Here is a 19322-nt window from a genome sequence, read left to right as displayed (position 1 = left end):
GGTGACGATTGTGAGTCCTGACGCCCTCGTTCACCTAAAAACCCGGCACACTTCCGGTGAACGAGACCGGGACCGCGGGCGGGCCTATCGAACGTTCAACAGACCCTCGGAAACCGGTCGTCGCTGTGGAAGAATCCGACGGCATGACACCGATGAAGCTGGGCATGCCGATCAACTACGCGGGCGACTTCCGCGAGACCATCAACAACCTCGCGGACTTCGAGGCCGCGGGTGTGCAGCGCATCGCGGTTCCGGAGGCCTACAGTTTCGACGCCGTCTCCCAGCTCGGGTACATCGCGGCCAAGACCGAGACGATGGAACTGCAGACCGCGATCCTGCCCATGTACTCGCGGACGCCCACCAACCTGGCGATGACCGCGGCGGGCCTGGACTACATCAGCGGCGGCCGCGCGGTGCTCGGCATCGGCGCATCGGGCCCCCAGGTCATCGAGGGGTTCCACGGGGTCAAGTACGACTACCCGCTCGGTCGCGCCCGCGAGCACGCCGAGATCTGCCGAATGGTCTGGCGTCGCGAGAAGCTGGACTACCAGGGCAAGCACTACACACTGCCGCTCGACGAAGAGCACGGCGGCTCGGGTCTCGGCAAGTCACTGAAGATCATCAATCATCCGGTGCGCGACAACATCCCGCTGCTCCTCGCCGCCATCGGCCCGAAGAACATCGAGCTGGCCGCCGAGATGTTCGACGAGCTGCAGCCGATCCTGTTCCACCCTGAGCAGATCGATGCGGCCTTCGGCGAATCGCTCGCGGCGGGCAAGGCCAAGCGGGACGCGTCGCTGGGCGATCTCGGCATTGTCGTCCAGGCGACCGCACGCATCTCCGAGGACGCCGAACAGATCGACAACGCCAAGCAGCTCGTGCGCCATCACGCCGCCCTGTACATCGGCGGGATGGGCGCGCGCGGCAAGAACTTCTACAACCAGCTGGCCATCCGGTACGGCTACGCCGACGAGGCGAAGTTGATCCAGGATCTCTACCTCGACGGCAAGAAGATGGAGGCCGCCGCCGCCGTTCCCGAGGACCTCGTCACGTCCATGTCGCTGATCGGGTCCAAGACACAGGTCGCCGAGCGGGTCGCGGCGTTCCGTGAGGCCGGCGTCACCTGCATCCTCGCCTCGCCCACCGCACCGACCCACGCCGAGCGGGTCGCCGAGGTCGAGCACCTGCGCGACGTCTTCGGCGGCTGATCTCCCTCGACGAGTTTCACCGATCACGGCGGCCTGTCCTGTACAGGCCGCCGTTTTTCGTTTGTCACCGTCATTCGTCGTGTGTGCAATTCCGAGACATTTCATTACCCTTCGACGGTGGTCCGAGAACGTGAATTCCGCAGGCTATTCAAAGCGTTTCTCGAGATTCGTCGCAGGTTGCGGGAAATGGATTTCCGTTTCCTCGAATGGCGTCCGTACCAGTGCTCGCCCCCGAGTTGTGAGCCGCCAACCCGTCCCATAGGCTCTTGTCATCCGCTCGGCGCGCATCGGTTTCGGCCGAAGGTGGCCGATGTGATGGCAGTGTCGGGAAATGACCGTTCGTCCCGGTGAGCGTTGATGTCGACAATTCATGACGCGACACCGCGAGCGGTGTGACAAGAGGACGGCACATGGTGAGTGGTGAGGCAAGGCGTTGAATTCGACGACGCCCGTGTTTCGATCTCGTGGCCGGCGCATGTCATTTTCGTGCACGCCGGGGTGTGGCGGTGTGCGCGTTTCTGCTCGAGTGGATCGATTGACAGTGCTGTTCATGACAGTTCCGGGACCGGGGGGATCAGACGGTCGGCCCGGCCCGTGAGCCCCGGTCTGCCCGGCCGTCGTCGTGAACGCCGGGACGTCGAATGAGCGATTCGTCCAACCCGGAGATCGTGGTGCCGGACGGCCCACGACAGTTCGCGCTCAGCGCGGCCCAGCGTTCGCTGTGGTTCACCCAGCAGGCAGCGCTCGATGTGCCGATCAACGTCGCCCAGTATGTCGAGATCGACGGGCCCATCGACGCCGAACTCTTCGTCGCCGCGACGAGCGCGGTGGTGCAACACGCGCAGTTCACCCAGCTCCGGTTCGTCGACTCCGAGGACGGGCTCGTCGGCGTCTACGACCCCGGCCTGCACTACTGGGCCGACATCATCGATCTCCGTGACCGGCCCGACCCCCGCGCCGTCGCCGAGGAGATGATGGCGCAGGACTATTCGCGTCCGCTCGATCCACGCGTCGACCGGACGGCACGCGGTTGCCTGTTCCGGCTGTCCGACACCAAATCCCTGGTCTACAACCGGGGCCATCACCTGCTCTCGGACGGGATGGGTGGCAAGGACCGGATGGTCGAGGCCCTCGCCGCCTATCACGCCGCGGTGACCGGGGAGCCCGCTCCGGCGCAGAAACCGGTCGACCTGGACCTCCCCGCCCGGGCCGACGCCGAGTACCGCGCGTCGAAACGGTTCGGCACCGACCGCGCGTACTGGCGGGACAACATGGCGGGCGTCGGCATCGCGGCGACCCTGGCGCATCGTCCGGGGCGTCCCGCGGCGGTGGCCCGTCGAGTCGCGTCGGCGGTGCCCCCGGCCACCATGGCGAGGCTGCACGAGGCCGCGCACCGCGGTTCGACGATGCTGCCCAACGTGCTGGTCGCCGCCTTCGCCGCATACCTCGGCCGGGCGGCCGCGCAGGGCGACGAGGTCATCTTCCAGTTCCCGGTCGCCGCACGGACGACCGCGGCGCTGCGGGCCACCCCGCTGCCGGTGGCCAACATCGTGCCGCTGCGCACCGGGGTCACCGGTGCGGGCACCGTCGCCGACGCCCTCCGGACCACCCAGGCCGCGCTCATGGGTGCGCTGCGCCACCAGCGGTACCGCGGGGAGGACATCTGGGCCGACGTCGCCGGAGACGAGTCCTCCGGGGCGACGCCGCGGACGGCGGCCCAGGAACGTTCGGGTCCGATGCTCAACCTGATGCTGTTCGACCGGGAATTCCCCTGCGGCGACGCGCGCGCCACGTTCCACATCCTCACCGTGGGCCCGGCCGACGATCTGACGATCAACATCTACCCCGTACCCGGCGAGGACCAGGATTCCTCGCTGATGATCGGCGTCGAGGCGAATCCCAACCGGTACGACGATGCCGAGGTGGCCGCACACCACGGTCAGTTCCTGTCGATGCTCGACACATTCGCCGATGCGTTCCTCCGCGAGCCGGACACCCGGGTGGACGACCTGCCGCTGCGATTCCCCGAGATCGACACCGACGCCGGCACCGAGACCGACACCGGCGCGAGGCAGGCGGGCACCCTCTGGGAGGCCCTGACCGACGCCGCTGCCCGGCGGCGGCACGAGCCCGCGGTGGAGTACCCCGGGACGTCCGTACCCGCGCTGCTCACCTTCGAGCAGCTGCACGCCCGTGCGGGCCGACTCGGGGCGCAACTGCGCACGGTCGGGGCGCGGCCCGGTGTCACGGTCGCCATCGCGGTCGCGTCGGATGCGGACCGGTTGCTCGCCTGGTGGGCCGTCGCCGCGTCGGGAGCCGCCGCGCTCCTGGTCGATCCCGCAGCACCGCAATCGATTCCGCGCGCCGTGATTAGCGCGCCCGGCGCCCTGCTGGTGATCGCGGACGACGCCACCGATCCGCCCGCCGGCGTCTCCGCCGGTGAGGTGTGGACACTTGCCGGACTGGCCGACGTCGCGCCGGCGCCGGGAACGGCGGCGTCCCGCCCGGACGACACCGCGTGTGTCGTCCACGGAGTCGTCGGAGCTCTCGGGGCCGCGGACGTCGTCGCGATCCCGCAGCATGCCGTCGCGACACTCATCGTCGACGGGGTGTTCGCCCCGGCGGCGTCCGGCCCGGGCTACGGACGACTCGCATGTATGGCGCCGAAGGCCTCCTGGGCGTCGCATCTCGAGATGGCCGCGTGCGCCGCTCACGGGCTGCGCCTCGTCGACCCGGACACCGACCTCGCGACGCACGCCGTCGTCCCTGCCGGACCGCTCGACGAGACCTCGGCCGGCGCGGCGACGACCGTGCTGGTCGTCGACTCGGGCACCATGCCGGCGCCGACCGTGCGGTTCGCGTTCGGGCGGGACGTACGGACCGCCTACAGCCCGGGTGGTGTGCTGGGGCCCTACACCATCACGGACCGCATCCGCCCGGATCGGCCGATCGACCGACCGTTGCCGAGTGGACGGCCGCGACGCGGCGTCGATGTCGCGATCCTCGACCACCGGCTGCGTCCGCTGCCCCCGGGGATCACCGGTGACATCTACATCGCGGGAATCGGTGCGCCACAGTACGTTGTCGGAGACGGCGCCCGGACCGCGACGATGATGGTTGCGTGCCCGTGGCAGCCCGGCCGACGGATGGTGGCCACCGGGGACCGTGGCCATCGCGAGCCGGGAACGGGCGACGTGGTCATCGACCACCGTGCCGGGGACATCGTCGAGATCGACGGGGTCCGGGTCGATCTCGCACTCCTCGAGCGTGCCGCCACCGAGGTGTCCGGTGTCGCCGTGGCGCGCGCGGCAGTGCTCGGCGACGGTGTCGGGATCGCTCTGTGCCTGTCCCCGGCCGGACGCCGAACGGCCGGGGAATCCGAAGACAGTGATCCACACCATGTTCGGGCCTCGGTGCGACGCCGGGTCAATGCGGAACTGCCGACGGTGCTCTGGTTGCGCCGGGTGGCCATCCTGGAGTCGGTGCCGCTCGACGCGGTCGGTGTCGCCGACCGTGCCGACGTCGCCGAGCTGATCGTGGCGGCACCGGAATCCCGGGCCGCGCAACGACGTCCGTCGACGCCGCTCGAACACGCCGTCGCCGACGCGGTGACGCACGTTCTCGGTGTTCCCGATCCCTCGATGGACGACGAACTCGTCCAACTCGGTGCCACGTCACTGGGATTCATGCAACTCGCGACGCACCTCGGTGACTCCCTCCGGGTCGTCGTGAGCATGCGTGATCTCGGCGAGGTCACCACTCTCGCCGAACTCGCCGCGGTACTGGAGGCGGCGGAGCAAGGTCGTTCCGGGCCGGGGGAGTCGCCGGGAAACCCGGGGGTCACCCGCTATCGCCCGACCCGTGCGCAGCAGGAGATCTGGCTGCTCAACCGCGCCGACAGGCATGCGACCGTCTACCACCTCCCGGTGCGACTGGTTCTCGCCGAGGGGATCGCGGCCGACGTCGTCCGTGCCGCGCTCGTCGATGTCGCAGCGCGGCACGAGGCGCTGCGGACGGTCTATCCCGACACCGGCGGGGAACCGGCGGCGGTCGTCCGCGGAGTCGGCGACGCGCGGATGCCAATTCCCATCACCACCGGCACACTCGATGCCACCGGCGTCGAACTCGCGGTCTCGGCGCCCTTCGACCTGACCGTGGACATGCCCTGGCGGGCAGTTGTCGACGAGACCGGCGCACAGACCGAACTCGTGCTCGTCGCGCACCACATCGCGGTCGACGAGTGGTCCCTGCACATCGTGGTCGACGACTTCGCGCATGCACTGCGCGCCCGTCTCGACGGCGGGGAGCCGGTGTGGACCGAGGATGCGGTGGGCTTCGGGGCAGCGCTGAACGCGCGGTCGCACGCGATCGATCCGACCGCAGAGGTCCACTGGGCGAAGGTCATGCGCGAGGCTCCCATGCGCCTCGCATTGCCCGAGCCGGCGCGAGCACTGCCGGCGGGACTCACCTCCGGCCCGGCGACGACCCTTCGTCGGACGATCGGTCGCGACGCCCGCGAACGGGCCTCCGTCCGAGCGCGGAACGCCGGGACGACTCTGAACACCCTTCTGTGCGTGTCACTCTCGGCCACCATGGCCGAGTACTCGGACACCGACGACATCGTGATGTCGGTGCCCGTGTCGGGGCGGTTCACCACCGAGGAACTCCGGCCGGTCGGCATGTTCGTCGAGACGGTGCCGGTGCGCACCATCGGCGTTCGGCACAGCGGCGTCGCCGAGGCCCTCGCCCGCGTCGGAGCAGATCTCACGGCTGCGATCACCCACGCCGATGCGGCGCCGACCGGACTCGCCGACGTCATCTTCGCCTACCACGCCTCCCGGCCGGATCTCCCCGGCGCCGCCGTCTTCGCCGATGTCGAGACGCTGCCGACCGGCCAGGCACGAACCGCGCTGGAACTCACCGTCTTCGACGACCCGGAGGGGCTGTCGGTCGCGCTGACCGTCGCCGGGCGACGCGTCGACACCGTCGCGGCCGAGCACCTGCTCGATCGTTTCGTGGAGACGGTTGTCGCGCTCGGTGTCGCGTCCCCGGAGTCGGTCATCGCCCGATGCCTCCCGGTACCGACCGCTCGGACGAGAAGCGGCGGGGTCCGCCGGACCACGCCCGTCGACCCCATCGCCGCGCTGCGGCGTCAGGCAGACACCCGGCCCGACGCGCCCGCGGTGGTCGCCGGCGACGCGACCCTGACCTACCGGGAACTACGCGACCGGGCCGAAGCCGTCGCGATCAGGCTGCGCGAGAACGGGGTCCGGCCGGGTGATCGGGTCGCACTGATCCTGCCGCGCAGCGCGGACACCGTGGTCGCCATCGTCGCGGTGCTGATGGCCGACGCGGTGTACGTGCCGATCGAACCCGGTGACCCGCCGTCCCGCACGGAGCTGATCCTGGCCGCGACCGCACCCGCCGCGTTCATCGAGGACGGAACCGAGGTCCGTCCGATTGTGGACGGGGTTCGGGCACAGCCGGTTCCGGGCGGGGCGTATGTGATCCACACGTCTGGTTCCACCGGCGTCCCGAAGGCCGTGATGGCGACCCGGGCGAACCTGGCGGCGATGCTCGGAGCGGCGCTGGACACCATCGAGGCGACCGAACGCGACGTGTGGAGTTGGGTTCATTCCTACGCCTTCGACTTCTCGGTCTGGGAGATCCTGGGCCCGTTGGCCTCCGGCGGCCAAGTCGTCGTGCTGCAGCGCGAGACGGTCCTCGACCCGGGGTTGCTGTCCGCGGCGTTGGACCGGTACGGGGTCACCGTCTGCTCGCAGACCCCGACGGCCTTCGGCAACCTCATCGACCCGGCGGTGTCCGCCACCGGTGTGCAACCGGGACCGCGGACGCTGCGGACCGTCGTCTTCGGCGGAGAGCCGTTGTCGCCGAATTCGTTACGGAACTGGGCGGTCGCCCATCCCGAGGTCGGACTCGTGAACATGTACGGCATCACCGAGACGACCGTGCACCTGACGGCCACCGAGGTCGACGTCGACGACGAGCGAAGCGACATCGGAATCCCGCTCGACGGGGTCGCGACGGCCATCCTGGGCCGGGATCTGCGTCCGGTCCCGGTCGGCGCCGTCGGCGAACTGTATGTGAGCGGCGATCAGGTCACCCTCGGTTACCACAACGCGCCGGGAGTCACCGCGATGCGATTCGTCGCGGACCCGAGCGGTTCCGGACGCCGGATGTACCGCACCGGTGATCGCGTGCGCGAACTCGCCGGTGGTCGGATGGTCTATCTCGACCGCACCGACGACCAGGTCCAGATCCGCGGCCACCGTATCGAACTCGGCGAGATCGTGGCCGCGCTCCGTGATGTGCCCGGGGTCGGTGACGCGCGTGTGCTGGTCGATCCGGGGAGCCGTCCCGGCGACGAGCGACTTCTCGCCTTCGTCACCGAGGACGGTCTCGCCGACTTCGACGTCCTGGACGCCCTCGACGAGGACCACCTCCGCACCGCCTGCGCGAACCGGCTTCCGGGCCACATGGTTCCGGTTCGGGTCGCGATCGTCGACGGCTGGCCGATGACGTCGACCGGCAAGCTCGACCGCCGTCGGCTGACCGGCCTGCTACCGCAGGTTCCGGGGACGTCGCCGCGGGCGCTCACGGCGACCGAGCAGTCCATCGTGGGCGCCATGCGGACGGTGATCGGAACCGAGGCCGTGCTCGACGCGGACACCAACTTCTTCGCAGCCGGGGGAACCTCACTGTCGGCGGCGCGGCTCGCGGCCGCGCTCGCCGGAACGGGCGATCACGTCGCCGTCGCCGATGTCTTCGAGTACCCGACGGTGGCCGCCCTCGCCGCGCACATCGAGGCCACGGCGCACACCGTACGTCCGGTCGACGGCGTCCACTCCGGTCTCGCGCCGCTCGCGACCGGGGCAGACCTGACCCTCACACCCGAGCAGATGGACCTGTGGCTCCGGTGGCGGACCGAACCGGACTTCACCGGCTACCTCATGCCCCTCGCGCTTCCCGTCGACGCCCGCCCCGACGCGCTCCGCCGTGCCCTCGTCGAGATCGTGACGCGGCACGACGCGCTGTGCACCGTGTTCCCGGTCGGAGCCGACGGGCCGGTGCAACGCCGCCTCCGCGACGAGTACGTCGTGGAAGTCCTGGAAGAAGCACTGGCGGCGACGATCCCGGTCGCCGACGCCGAGTCGGTGGCAGCGACGCTGGGAACACTGCACGCACCGATCGACCTGGCTGCCGAGCTGCCGTGGCGGGTCCGCATCGGCGAGATGGACGGTCAGAGCTGGCTTCTCGTCGTCGCGCACCACATCGCCGTCGACGGCGAGTCGTTCCCCATCCTGTTCGCGGAACTGGGTTCGGCGTTGGCCGGCACACTCTCCGCACGCGGCGAGATCGACTACCGGGAGTACTCGGCGTGGCGATCGCGAACGCTGGCCGCGCGGCACGCCGAGCTGGTCGCCCACTGGGTCTCGGCGTTCGACCGCGCCGTGGAGCCACTGCGGCTCCCGGAACTCAACCCGGGGAACCAACACCCCTCCGTCCCCGAGGCACACTCCCCAGACCCGCACGCCCCAGACCCGCACTCCCCGGACCGGACAGTGGTGCACCGCACGCACCGAAGCCTCGACCGATCCGAGACTTCGATCCTCGACGAACTCGCCGTGACGAGACGGAGCACGCCGTTCATCGTCGTGCACACCGCACTCGCGGCGGTGCTGGCCAGACAGGCCGGGACCGACGTCGTCACGGTCGGCACGGCACTGTCCGGACGGCTCGATCCGCGACTGCTCGCCGTACCGGGACTGTTCGCCCGCGCCGTGCCGCTGCACACCCCGATCGACCTCGATCTCCGCTTCGTCGACCTCCTGGCGACGGTCACCGCGGTCGATCTCGGCGCGTTCGCGCACGCGGATCTCCCGCTCACCGAGATCACCGAGATCGCCGATCCCGAACGGGTGAAGGCCGGGACCCCGCTCTTCGAGGTCTCGTTCGGCGCCGTCCCGGACGAGCTCGTGGCGGCCGGCGGCGACGGCGGAGGCGCGGGCATGGCGCCCTTCGGCCCTGCGCTGTGGGGTGTTCCGCTCTTCGGTGTGGATGTGTCGATGTTCCGCCGGGACGGTGCACTTCACCTGACCATGGCGTGCACGGGTGCGGTGGCGAGCGCGGCGCGGCTGGATGCGTTGTGCGACCTCGTCATCGAGACGATCCGCCGCGGTGTGCGGGAACCGCTCCGCCCGGTCGCGGCCCTGCTCGCCCCCGCGGTCTCGCCCCCGGACCTCCACGCGCAGAGCCGAACCCGGGGCCCCGAGACGCTCGACGAGCTGCTGACCGGACGTCTCGCCGCCGAACCGGACGCGATCGCGGTCGTCGACCGCCGCCATCTCGGCCCGGGACCCGGTTCCGCACTGACCAACGCCGACCTCGACCGGTCGGCGACGCGTGTCGCCCGCGAGCTCATCGCCTCGGGGATCGGTCCGGGTGACGTCGTGGTCGCCCTGCTGCCGCGTTCGGTCTTCGGCGTCATCGCGACCGTCGCGGCGGCGCGAGCGGGAGCGGCCTTCGCCAACGTCGATCCCGCGGATCCGGCAGGTCGGAAGCAGATGATCGTCGAGCGGTGCCGGCCGCGTGCGGTCCTCACCCTCGCCGCGGAGTCCGTGCCCGCGGGGGTCCGGGCGATCGCGCTCGACGAGATTCTCGCCCGCGACCCCGATCCCAGCGCGCGCACGCCGGGCCCGGCGCCGTTCGACACCACCGAGCGGGTGCGGCCGTTGTCGGTGGACGACGTCGCCTACATCACCTTCACGTCGGGAACCACCGGACGGCCCAAGGGGGTCCAGGTGACCCATCGCGGCCTGTCCGGCTGGGCGCGAGACACCGTGACCCGCCTTCGGCTCGATCCGCCGGACAGGGTGTTGCACACGTACGCAACCGGATTCGACGCCCACCTGATGGGTGTCGTGCCGCCTCTGGTCGCCGGCGCGACCATCGTCATGTGCCCGCCCGACGTCATCGCGGCCGACGAACTGACCGGGTTCGTCGACGCCGAGCGGGTGAGCGTCCTGCTGACCACACCGTCGGTGCTCGCGACCATGCGTTCGCCCGAACTCCCCGGTGTCCGGCACGTGGCGGTCGGCGGTGAGCCGCTCGGCGCGGGGCTGGTCCGCGACTGGACCGTCGGGCACACGCTGAGCAACGAGTACGGTCCGACCGAGGCCACCGTCGCGGTGAGCAGTGCGCGGTTCACCACGGACCCCAGCGGGCCGATCTCCATCGGCTCTCCGCTGCGGGGTGTCGGCATGTACGTGTTGGATTCCGCGCTGCGACCGGTCTCGGACCACACCGTCGGTGAGCTCTACCTCGCCGGAAACTGTCTGGCGCGGGGCTATCTCGGCGACCCGTCGGCCACGGCGCGCGGGTTCGTCGCCGATCCCCACGGCGACGGCGGCCGGATGTACCGGACCGGCGACCTCGTCCACCGCCGCCCGGACGGCACCTTCGTGATCCACGGTCGCACCGATGATCAGGTGAAGATCCGCGGCGTGCGTCTCGAACCGGGCGAGGTCGACGCGGCGCTGTCGGGGTTGCCCGGCGTCGCGACATCGGTGACCGCGACGCGGACCACCCCGGCGGGGGAGAAGATCCTGGTGTCGTGGGTGGTGGCCGAGGACGGCGCACAGGCCGCGGACCTCTCCCGACAACTGGCACACCTGTTGCCCCGCAGCATGATCCCGAGCGCATTCGTGTCGGTGTCGGCGCTGCCGATCGGGCGGAACGGGAAGATCGACGTGGCCGCGTTGCCCGATCCCGACTTCGCCGGCGCCGCGACCGCTCCCGCTGCCCGCGCCGGCCGCCCGCCCGCCGGCGCCACCGAAGAACTGGTGTCGGCGGTATGGGCCGAGGTCCTCGGACGTCCGGTGGCGTCCATGGATGCCGGGTCCGACTTCTTCACCGAGGGTGGCACCTCGCTGTCGGCCACTCAGGTGACGTCGAGGCTCGCCGCGGCGACCGGCGCGGACATCGGGGTCCGCGTGATCTTCGAGGCGCGCACGGTGGCGGGTGTCGCCCGGCGCGTCGATGAGCTGCTCGCCGGCGCCGGCGGCGTTGCCGTGAGCGCAGCGCCCGCACGACTCCCGGTGCCGGAGGTGCTGCCACTGGCATATCCGCAGCGCCGCATGTGGATTCATCACCACGTCGAGCCGCTCTCGACGGCATACCATGTTCCGGTCGTGCTCCGGATCCGCGGACGCGTCGATCTCGCACGCCTGCGAAAGGCCGTCGACGAGGTCGTGGCGGCCCACGCCGTTCTCCGGACGGTCTATCCCGATTCGCCGTCCGGGCCGCGACAGCGGCGTATCGAGCATCGGAGTCCGGTGCTGCGGCATCGCCTCGTCGACGCGGCGGCCGGTCCCGAGGGCCTTCGTCGGGAGATCGAGGGCTTCCTTCGCCTGCCCTTCGACCTCGAGTCCGAGTCGGGGTTCCGGGCCACGGTTTTCGAGCTCGACGCGGCCGACGATCCGCACACTCATCTGGCGGCGGTGTTGCACCACATCGCGATCGACGGATGGTCGACCCGGGTGTTGCTCGCGGACCTGCTCCGCGCATACGACGGCCAGCGGCTCTCGGTGGCGGCCGACGAGGCGTTCACCTACGCCGACTTCACCCAGTGGCAGATCACGCGGCTCGGTGATCCAGCCGATCCGCACAGCAGATACGCGCGAGAACTGCGGTACTGGGCCTCGACGCTCGCCGATGCGCCGGGTCCCCTCCGCTTGCCGGGCAGCGTCGATCCCGGCGGCCCGGGCACCGGCCGGAATGAGGCGGCCGGCCGCGTCGTCGGGCGGTTGTCGGCCTCCATCGTCGGCACCGAAACCCTGCACCAGACCGCGAAGACGCTGTCGGCGAGCGTCTTCCAGGTCGCGCATGCCGCGCTCGCCGCGCTGCTCGGACAGTGGACCGGCGAACGGGACCTGCTCATCGGTGTGCCGGTGCACGGCCGGCATGCGCCGGAATGGGAGTCGGTGGTCGGCATGTTCGTCAACACCGTCGCGCTGCGGACCGATCTGCACCCGGGGTCGACGATCCGCGAAACCGTCGAGCGGGCACGGGATGCCGCCCTGGCCGCACAACTGCACAGCGAGGTCCCGTACGAGGACGTCGCTCGCATGGTTCGCCCTGATGACCGGGCGGCGGGGGACCCGCTGATCTCGGTGTTGCTGGTCAACCAGGACGTCGTGCCCCAGTCGTCGGGCGAGGTCGTGCTCGCCGGGCCGTCGTCGAACGACCGAGGACCCGGCGCGGACTCGGTGGTGGCGACCCTGGTGCCGGAGTTCACGGCCACGGTGGACGCGAAGTACGACCTCGAAGTCGTTCTCGCCGAACAGGACGACGAGTTGCACATCACCGTCGTGCACTCCGCATCCGTGCCGACCGAGGTCGCGCGTGCTCTGCTCGACGACTTCCGCGGATTCCTGCTGGCCGCGGCCGGCGATCCGGGGCAACCGTTCCCCGTCGCCGGTGCGCCGGTCGCCGACGATGTGGTGGCCCACCAGGTGCCGGGAGCGCGGTCGGTCGGTGAGCCGGTACCCGTGGCGTCCGTTCGCCCGGCGTCATCGGCTCCACTCGTCCGGGCGATCACCGAGGTGATGTCGGAGGTGCTCGAGGTGCCGCCGGGATCGGTGGGGGAGGCCGACGACTTCTTCACGCTGGGCGGTACCTCGCTGTCGGCCACCCGGGTGACCTCCGCGCTCGGCCGTCGTCTCGGTGTGCGGGTACCGACCCGCGTGCTCTTCGAGAACCCCACCCCGATCGCACTGGCGCAGGCGCTGACCGAACTCCCCGACGAGCCGGCCGACGCCGACCCCGCCCGGGATGCCGCCGCCGTGCCGACGGTGGGCCCGGCCGAAGGCGAGGCCGACCTCGGCGATCTGCCGCTCGCCCCGACCCAGCGTCGGATGTGGGTGGGCGCGCAGATGCTCGGTGCCGTGCCGATCTACGCGGTGCCCGTGGTGGTACCCGTTCCCACCGGGGTCGGCGAGCCCGCGGTCGTCACCGCGGTGGAGACGCTGATCGACCGTCATCCGGCCCTGCGCACCCGGTACCTCGCCTCACCGGACGGACCTCGGCAGCGGGTTCTGGGTGCGTGGCGGCCGCCCATCCGGCGGGTGGGCACGGCCCGGCTCGCGACCGGCGACGGGATCGGGATGCTCGGGGAGGCCTTCGATCTCAGCGGCGAACCGCCGGTCCGGGTGTGGCTGATCACCGGCGACGACGAGGTGACGCCGGTGGCGACGGTGCTGATCGCGCACCACATCGCGATGGACGGCGAGTCGGCCGCGATCGTGGAGCGCGAACTCACCGCGCTTCTCGCCGGCACCGACCTCGGCCCGGCGCCGACCGGTTTCCCGGTGGTCGCCCGGCAGATGGTGGCCGACGAAGAGCGATCCCGGGGAGATCTGCTGGACTTCTGGCGTCGTGCCCTCGAGGGGTACAGCGGTGAACTCGACCTCGCGCAGCGACGCCCCGCCGTTCGTGACCTCCGGACCGCCACGATCGAGTACCCACTCGAAGCGGTTGTGGGGCAGGCGGTGTCATCAGCCGCTCGGCGGTCGCAGGCAAGCGAGTTCCACATCCTGCACGCGGCGGTGGTACTCGCCCTCGCGGTGCAATCAGGGTCCGACGACATCGCGCTGGCCACCCCCGCGTCCATGCGTCGCGACACCGGCACCGCCGGCACGGTGGGCATGCTCATCTCCACCGTCGTGTTGCGTACCCGGGTCGCCCCCGGCATGACGGTCGGCGACCTGATCACGCGTGTCCGCGACGAAGACCTCGCGGCGCTCGATCATGCCGCCATCGCCTTCGATGATGTCGTCGCGCTGATCGATCCGCCGCGCGTACCCGGACGCCATCCGCTGGTGCAGGTCGCGTTCTCGCTCGCGGACCCGGCCGGCGGGCCGAATCCGGTTGCGAACGAGCCTGATTCCGCGGGCGCCGATGCCGACACCGATTCCGCCGACGCCTGGACCGTGGCGCGCAGCGAGTTCGATCTCCACATCGTGGCGGTGCCCGACGCCGGAGGCTGGCGGTTGCGCGTCCACCATGGCCGGGAACTGTTCGACGAAGCCATGATCCGAGCGCTCGGTGAGCGGCTGGTGGCCGCGGTGACGGCGGTGGTCGGGGAGCCGTCGCACCGCCTCGCGGCGGTCGAACCGCTCACCGGCGCGGAGCGGGGATTCGTCGCAGGCCGGGCGCGGTCGTCGTCGCCGACGGGGGCCGAACCGCTGCTGGCCGAACTCCTCACCGAGGCCGTCGCGGCGTTCGGCGACCGGCCCGGCATCGCCGACGAGAACCGGTCGCTCTCCTACCTCGAGCTCGACGCCTGGGTGTCGGTGACCGCGCGCGCGCTGCGGCGGCGCGGTCTCGGTGCAGGCGACGCCGTGGCCGTGGTGGTGCCGCGATCGATCGAGTCGGTGGTCGCGATCTGGGCGGTGAGCCGGATCGGTGGCGTGTGCGTACCGGTCGACGTCACGTACCCCGCGGCGCGGATCGACCATGTGGTCGCCGGCGCCCGGGCGAGTGTGATCACGTCCGCCGACATCCCCGGACAACCCACGGAACCGGTGATGTCCGAACCGGTCACACCGGTGTCGCGCGATGCGCTGGCCTACATCATCACGACGTCGGGCACCACCGGGACCCCGAATGTCGTCGGGGTGACCCATCGGGGGGTCCACCGGGTGGCCGCGCTCGCCGACGTCGAACCGACGGACCGGGTCGGGATGGCCATCAGTCCCGGATTCGACGCGACGTTCCACGACATGTTGCTGCCGCTCGCCGCGGGTGCAACGCTCGTGGTGGTCCCCGCCGGGATCGCGGGCGGGGACGACCTGACGAGGTTCCTCGACGACACACGCGTCAGCGTGTTCACGGCCACCCCGTCGGTCGTCCGCACGCTACGGCCGGCGGCGATCGGTGCGCTGCGCCTGGTGTACATCGGAGGTGAGGCGCTGTCGGCCGACCTCGCCGCGACGTGGTCCGAGCACGCACAGGTCCGCAACATCTACGGCCCCACCGAGACGACGGTGACGGTGTCCACCTCCGCCCACCGTCGCGGCGACCCGATCCGGCTGGGACATCCGCGCCCCGGCATCGGCGCCGAGGTGCTCGACGCGCAGTTGCGCCACGTCCCGCCGGGCGTCGTGGGAGAGCTGTACATCGGCGGAACCGGGGTTGCCCGAGGCTATCTCGGCGATCCGGCGCTCACCGCGGCGAGTTTCGTCGCCGCCCCCGACGGCAGTCGCCGCTATCGGACCGGCGACCTGGTGCGGTGGGATCGCGACACCGGCGAATTGGTCTACGTCGGGCGGGCGGACCGCCAGGTCAAGATCCGCGGGCAGCGGGTGGAACCCGCCGAGATCGACGCGGTGATCGTGCGGGCGGGTGCCGACCGGTCGGCGACGGTACTACGGTGGGGACCGGTGGGGCCCGCCCTCGTGTCGTACGTGGTGTCGCCGTCGGTGCCGGTCGCCGAACTCCAGGCCGAGTGCCGGTCGTCGCTGCCGCGGCACATGGTGCCGAGCCGGATCGTCGCGCTCGATGACCTGCCCCTCAGCGGTGCGGGCAAGATCGACACACGGCGACTGCCCGAACCCGTCTGGTCGGAGTCGGTGCGCGAACCCGGGACCGACACCGAGGCAGCGGTTCTGGATGCCTTCCGCACCGTCCTCGGCGAGCCGACACCCGAGCATGGCGCGGGCCGCCATGCCGACGGGAGCGCCACCGGGATACACGTCGGCATGGATGACGACTTCTTCGCCGCCGGCGGGCACTCGCTGGCCCTGCTGCAGTTGCGCGACGAGCTGGCGACCCGGACCGGGAGGGTCCTCGACGCGGCGGACCTGTTCGGCCACCGCACGCCGGCCGAGGTCGCCCGGTTGCTGGACGGGATCGCGGCAGTGGATCTCCCGGCGCGACGCGTGTTGCCACTGTCCCCGGGCCCCGCCGAGCGGCGCCCCGAGATCTGGTGTGTGCACACAGCAGCAGGCATCGTCGAACCGTTCCGGGTGCTGGGCGACTCCCTGCGATCGGCCTCCGTGTTCGGGCTGCAGCTGCCCGAACTCGTGCTCGCCGGCCGGGAACTCCCGTCGACGGTCGAGGGCATCGCGGCACTGCACGTCGAGGCCATCCGGTCGACCCAGCCGCAGGGACCGTACCGGCTCGTCGGCTGGTCTGTCGGTGGTGTCATCGCCCACGAGATCGCCCGCCGGCTCGTCGAACTCGGTGCGGAGGTGGCGCTGCTGGTGCTGCTCGACCCCCGGACGCCCGCCGAACTCGCAACGGTCGACGACGAGGAACTGCGCGCCGCCGATCACCCGCTGCGAGAGCTCGCCGAGCGGCACGACCCCGAGGCGCTGCGCCGTTTCGACGAACGGACGCGGAGTCTGGCCGGCGCGGCTCGTTCCTACGACCTGGGTCCGGTCGCCGTCGACAAGGTCGTCTACGTTGCGGCGCAGGACAACCCGGACCCGCAGGAGTGGGCACGGGTGGTCGATCCCGGCGGGCGGGGCGTCGTCGACGTGATGTACACCGACGCGACACATGCGCAGTTGGGAAATTCGGACGTGATGGCGCGGGTGGCCCGCAGAATCGAGGAGGAATGGTGACCGTATCCGATCAGGCGGCGACGCCGCAGATGTCGATCCTGTTCGTGTGTACGGGCAACATCTGCCGTTCGCCGATCGGCGAACGCGTGCTGGCCGGTCTCGCCGGCCGGGCCGGTGTCCCCGTGACGTCGACCAGTGCCGGTGTAGGGGCACTCAACGGCCAGCCCATCCACCCGCACGCCTCGGCCGTACTGGTCGAGAACGGCTACGACGCAGCGGGTTTCGAGTCCCGGTATCTGCGGCCGCCGATGCTCGCGGGGTCCGACCTCGTGCTGTGCATGAGTCGCGAACACCGCGCCGCGGCGCAGCAGATGGCGCCGGCTCGGTGGAAGCGGGTCTTCACACTGACCGAGTTCGCCGCGCTCTGCGACCTCGGTGCGCTGCCGGAGATCATCGCCGGGCGCGGGCGTCTCGACCCCAACGCGGAGCAGCTCGACATCGTGGACCCGATGGGCCGTCCGCGTGAGGACTTCGATCGCGTGTTCGCCGAGGTCGAGCCGAAGGTGGAGGCGGTGGTCGGGTGGTTGGCGGCTAATGCCGGTTTGGCGCCGGCGCCGGGAGCGGGGGAGGTCCGATGATCCGGCGTCTCGCGGGCAACCGCGTCGTTCAGGTCGTCGCGGTCCTGCTGGTCCTCGCCGCGGCGGCCACGGTCTGGCTGGCGTATTCGGCGTTCCAGGTGCGCGACGACCTGGAGTCGGTGCGCACGGACGCGAGCCGAGCCCGGACCCTGATGCTCGACGGCGATCAGGCCGGTGCCCGGCAGGCGGCCGAGGCGGCGTCGGCGAGCGCCCGGGACGCCGAGGACCGGTCCTCGGGCTTCCTGTGGTCGGCGGCAGCGGCCGTGCCGGTCGTCGGTTCGCCGTTGAAGTCGGTACAGCAGATGAGCGATGCCGTCGCGGCGCTCTCGGCCGACGTGCTGGTGCCGGCTGCCGACCTCGCCACCGTCCTCGACCCGAACCGACTGCGTACCGGCAACACCGTCAACCTCGCGTTGCTGCGTGACGCCCAACCCGCACTGAAGTCGGTGGCCGAGAAGTCGGCCGAGGTGGCCGAGCAGGTGTCGGCGATCGAGCCGAGCTGGCTGGGCGTGGTTGCCGATGCCCGCGACCAGCTCGCCGAGCAGGTCGAAGCCGCCGATTCGACGGTGCAGGCCACGAGCATCGCCGCCGAACTCGTCCCGTCGATGCTGGGCGCCGACGGTCCCCGGAACTACTTCATGGCGTTCCAGACGCCGTCCGAGGCACGCGGAACCGGCGGTCTCGTCGGCGGTTTCGCGGTGCTGAACGCGACCGGCGGGCGGGTGACCATCCCGGAGCTCGGCGCCAACTCGGAGTTCCGTGATCCGGCCACCCCGCAGATCGACCTGGGTCCCGAGTACGACGCGATCTACTCGTACTACCGGCCGTACACCGACTTCCGGAACGGCAATCTGAGCGCCCACTTCCCCGACGCCGCGCAGATCTGGCTCGCGAACTGGCGGGCGCAGACCGGCAGGCAGCTCGACGGGGCGATCGCGCTGGACCCGATCGCGCTGAAGTACGTGCTCGAGGTCGTCGGGCCGGTGACGGTGGGCCGCGAGAAGATCACCGCCGACAACGTCGTCCCGATCACGCTGTCGACGGCCTACCAGCGCTTCGCCGACGACAACCAGGCCCGCAAGGACTACCTGCAGTCGATCTCCCAGGCCGTCGTGAACAAGCTCGTCACGTCCGGTGGGAGCACCCGGAACCTGCTCGAGGCGCTCGGTCGTGGCGTCCACGAGCGACGGATCATGATCTACAGCACCGACGACGAGAACCAGCGGATCCTCGAGTCGACCAAGCTGGGGCACCAGATCTCGGACACCTCCTCGCCCTACCTGCAGGTGGCCGTCGGCAACGCGTCCGGGACCAAGCTGGACTACTACCTGCGCCGCGAGATCAGCTATACCTCCGGCGGATGCGACGGTGACACAAGGGAATCGACGATCACGGTGCAGCTCACCAACACCCTCGACACCGCCGACAGGACCGACTACGTCGCCGGAAACCTCGGCACCGAACTCTCGGTGAAGAAGGGCACCAACCTCGCCAACGTCGAGTTCCTCGCGACCAAGGGTGCGGTCCTGAAGGAGATGACCCTCGGCGAGGGCGGGGCGTTCTATGTGGAGCAGGCCCTGCACGGCCGCCCGTACTACTCGACGCGCGTCGGCATCGCCCCGGGGCAGACCGCCACCATCGTCCTGACGATCGACGAGCCCACCTCCGCGCACGGCGACGCCGAGGTCCCGATCCAACCGCTCGTCGACGACCCCACCGTGAACGTCGACGTCCCCGCGTGCGGCCCGGAGGACTAGCCGAAGAAATGGGTGAGGTCGTCAACGCCTCGGCGTTCGATCGGGGAGCAGGTGATCCGCTGCGGGCGCGACGGACTTGAGCGGTATCACTGTGGAGTTGTCAAGGGACGGACGCGATCCCGGGCATCGCCC

General features: G+C 70.7%; 4 protein-coding genes. All 4 read left to right on the top strand.

The genetic code is table 11. The features are described from left to right. Positions 1-143: 143 nt before the first annotated feature. A complete protein-coding gene (locus MHN80_RS04975; RefSeq protein ID WP_004019916.1) occupies positions 144-1208 on the top strand; it encodes an LLM class F420-dependent oxidoreductase in 1065 nt (354 codons plus the stop codon). 641 nt (positions 1209-1849) lie between these two features. Next, positions 1850-16855, top strand: coding sequence for a non-ribosomal peptide synthetase (locus MHN80_RS04970; protein WP_239399944.1), 15006 nt, complete (start codon positions 1850-1852; stop codon positions 16853-16855). Beyond that, positions 16849-17433, top strand: coding sequence for a low molecular weight protein-tyrosine-phosphatase (locus MHN80_RS04965; protein ID WP_239399942.1), 585 nt, complete (start codon positions 16849-16851; stop codon positions 17431-17433). The genes MHN80_RS04970 and MHN80_RS04965 overlap by 7 nt, the downstream gene beginning before the upstream one ends. Further along, on the top strand, positions 17430-19190 hold the full coding sequence (locus MHN80_RS04960; protein ID WP_239399940.1) for a DUF4012 domain-containing protein: 1761 nt from the start codon (positions 17430-17432) through the stop codon (positions 19188-19190). The genes MHN80_RS04965 and MHN80_RS04960 overlap by 4 nt, the downstream gene beginning before the upstream one ends. Positions 19191-19322 lie beyond the last annotated feature (132 nt).

This window comes from Gordonia sp. McavH-238-E (genome assembly GCF_022348225.1).
Classification (GTDB): Bacteria; Actinomycetota; Actinomycetes; order Mycobacteriales; family Mycobacteriaceae; genus Gordonia; species Gordonia terrae.
Note: the sequence above shows the minus strand (reverse complement) of the source record. Positions and strands in the feature narration are given on the sequence as shown.

Bases quoted from the DNA above. Each gene is read 5' to 3' on its own strand.
- MHN80_RS04975 (WP_004019916.1), top strand. From the start codon at position 144: ATGACACCGATGAAGCTGGGCATGCCGATCAACTACGCGGGCGACTTC.
- MHN80_RS04965 (WP_239399942.1), top strand. From the start codon at position 16,849: ATGGTGACCGTATCCGATCAGGCGGCGACGCCGCAGATGTCGATCCTG.
- MHN80_RS04970 (WP_239399944.1), top strand. From the start codon at position 1,850: ATGAGCGATTCGTCCAACCCGGAGATCGTGGTGCCGGACGGCCCACGA.
- MHN80_RS04960 (WP_239399940.1), top strand. From the start codon at position 17,430: ATGATCCGGCGTCTCGCGGGCAACCGCGTCGTTCAGGTCGTCGCGGTC.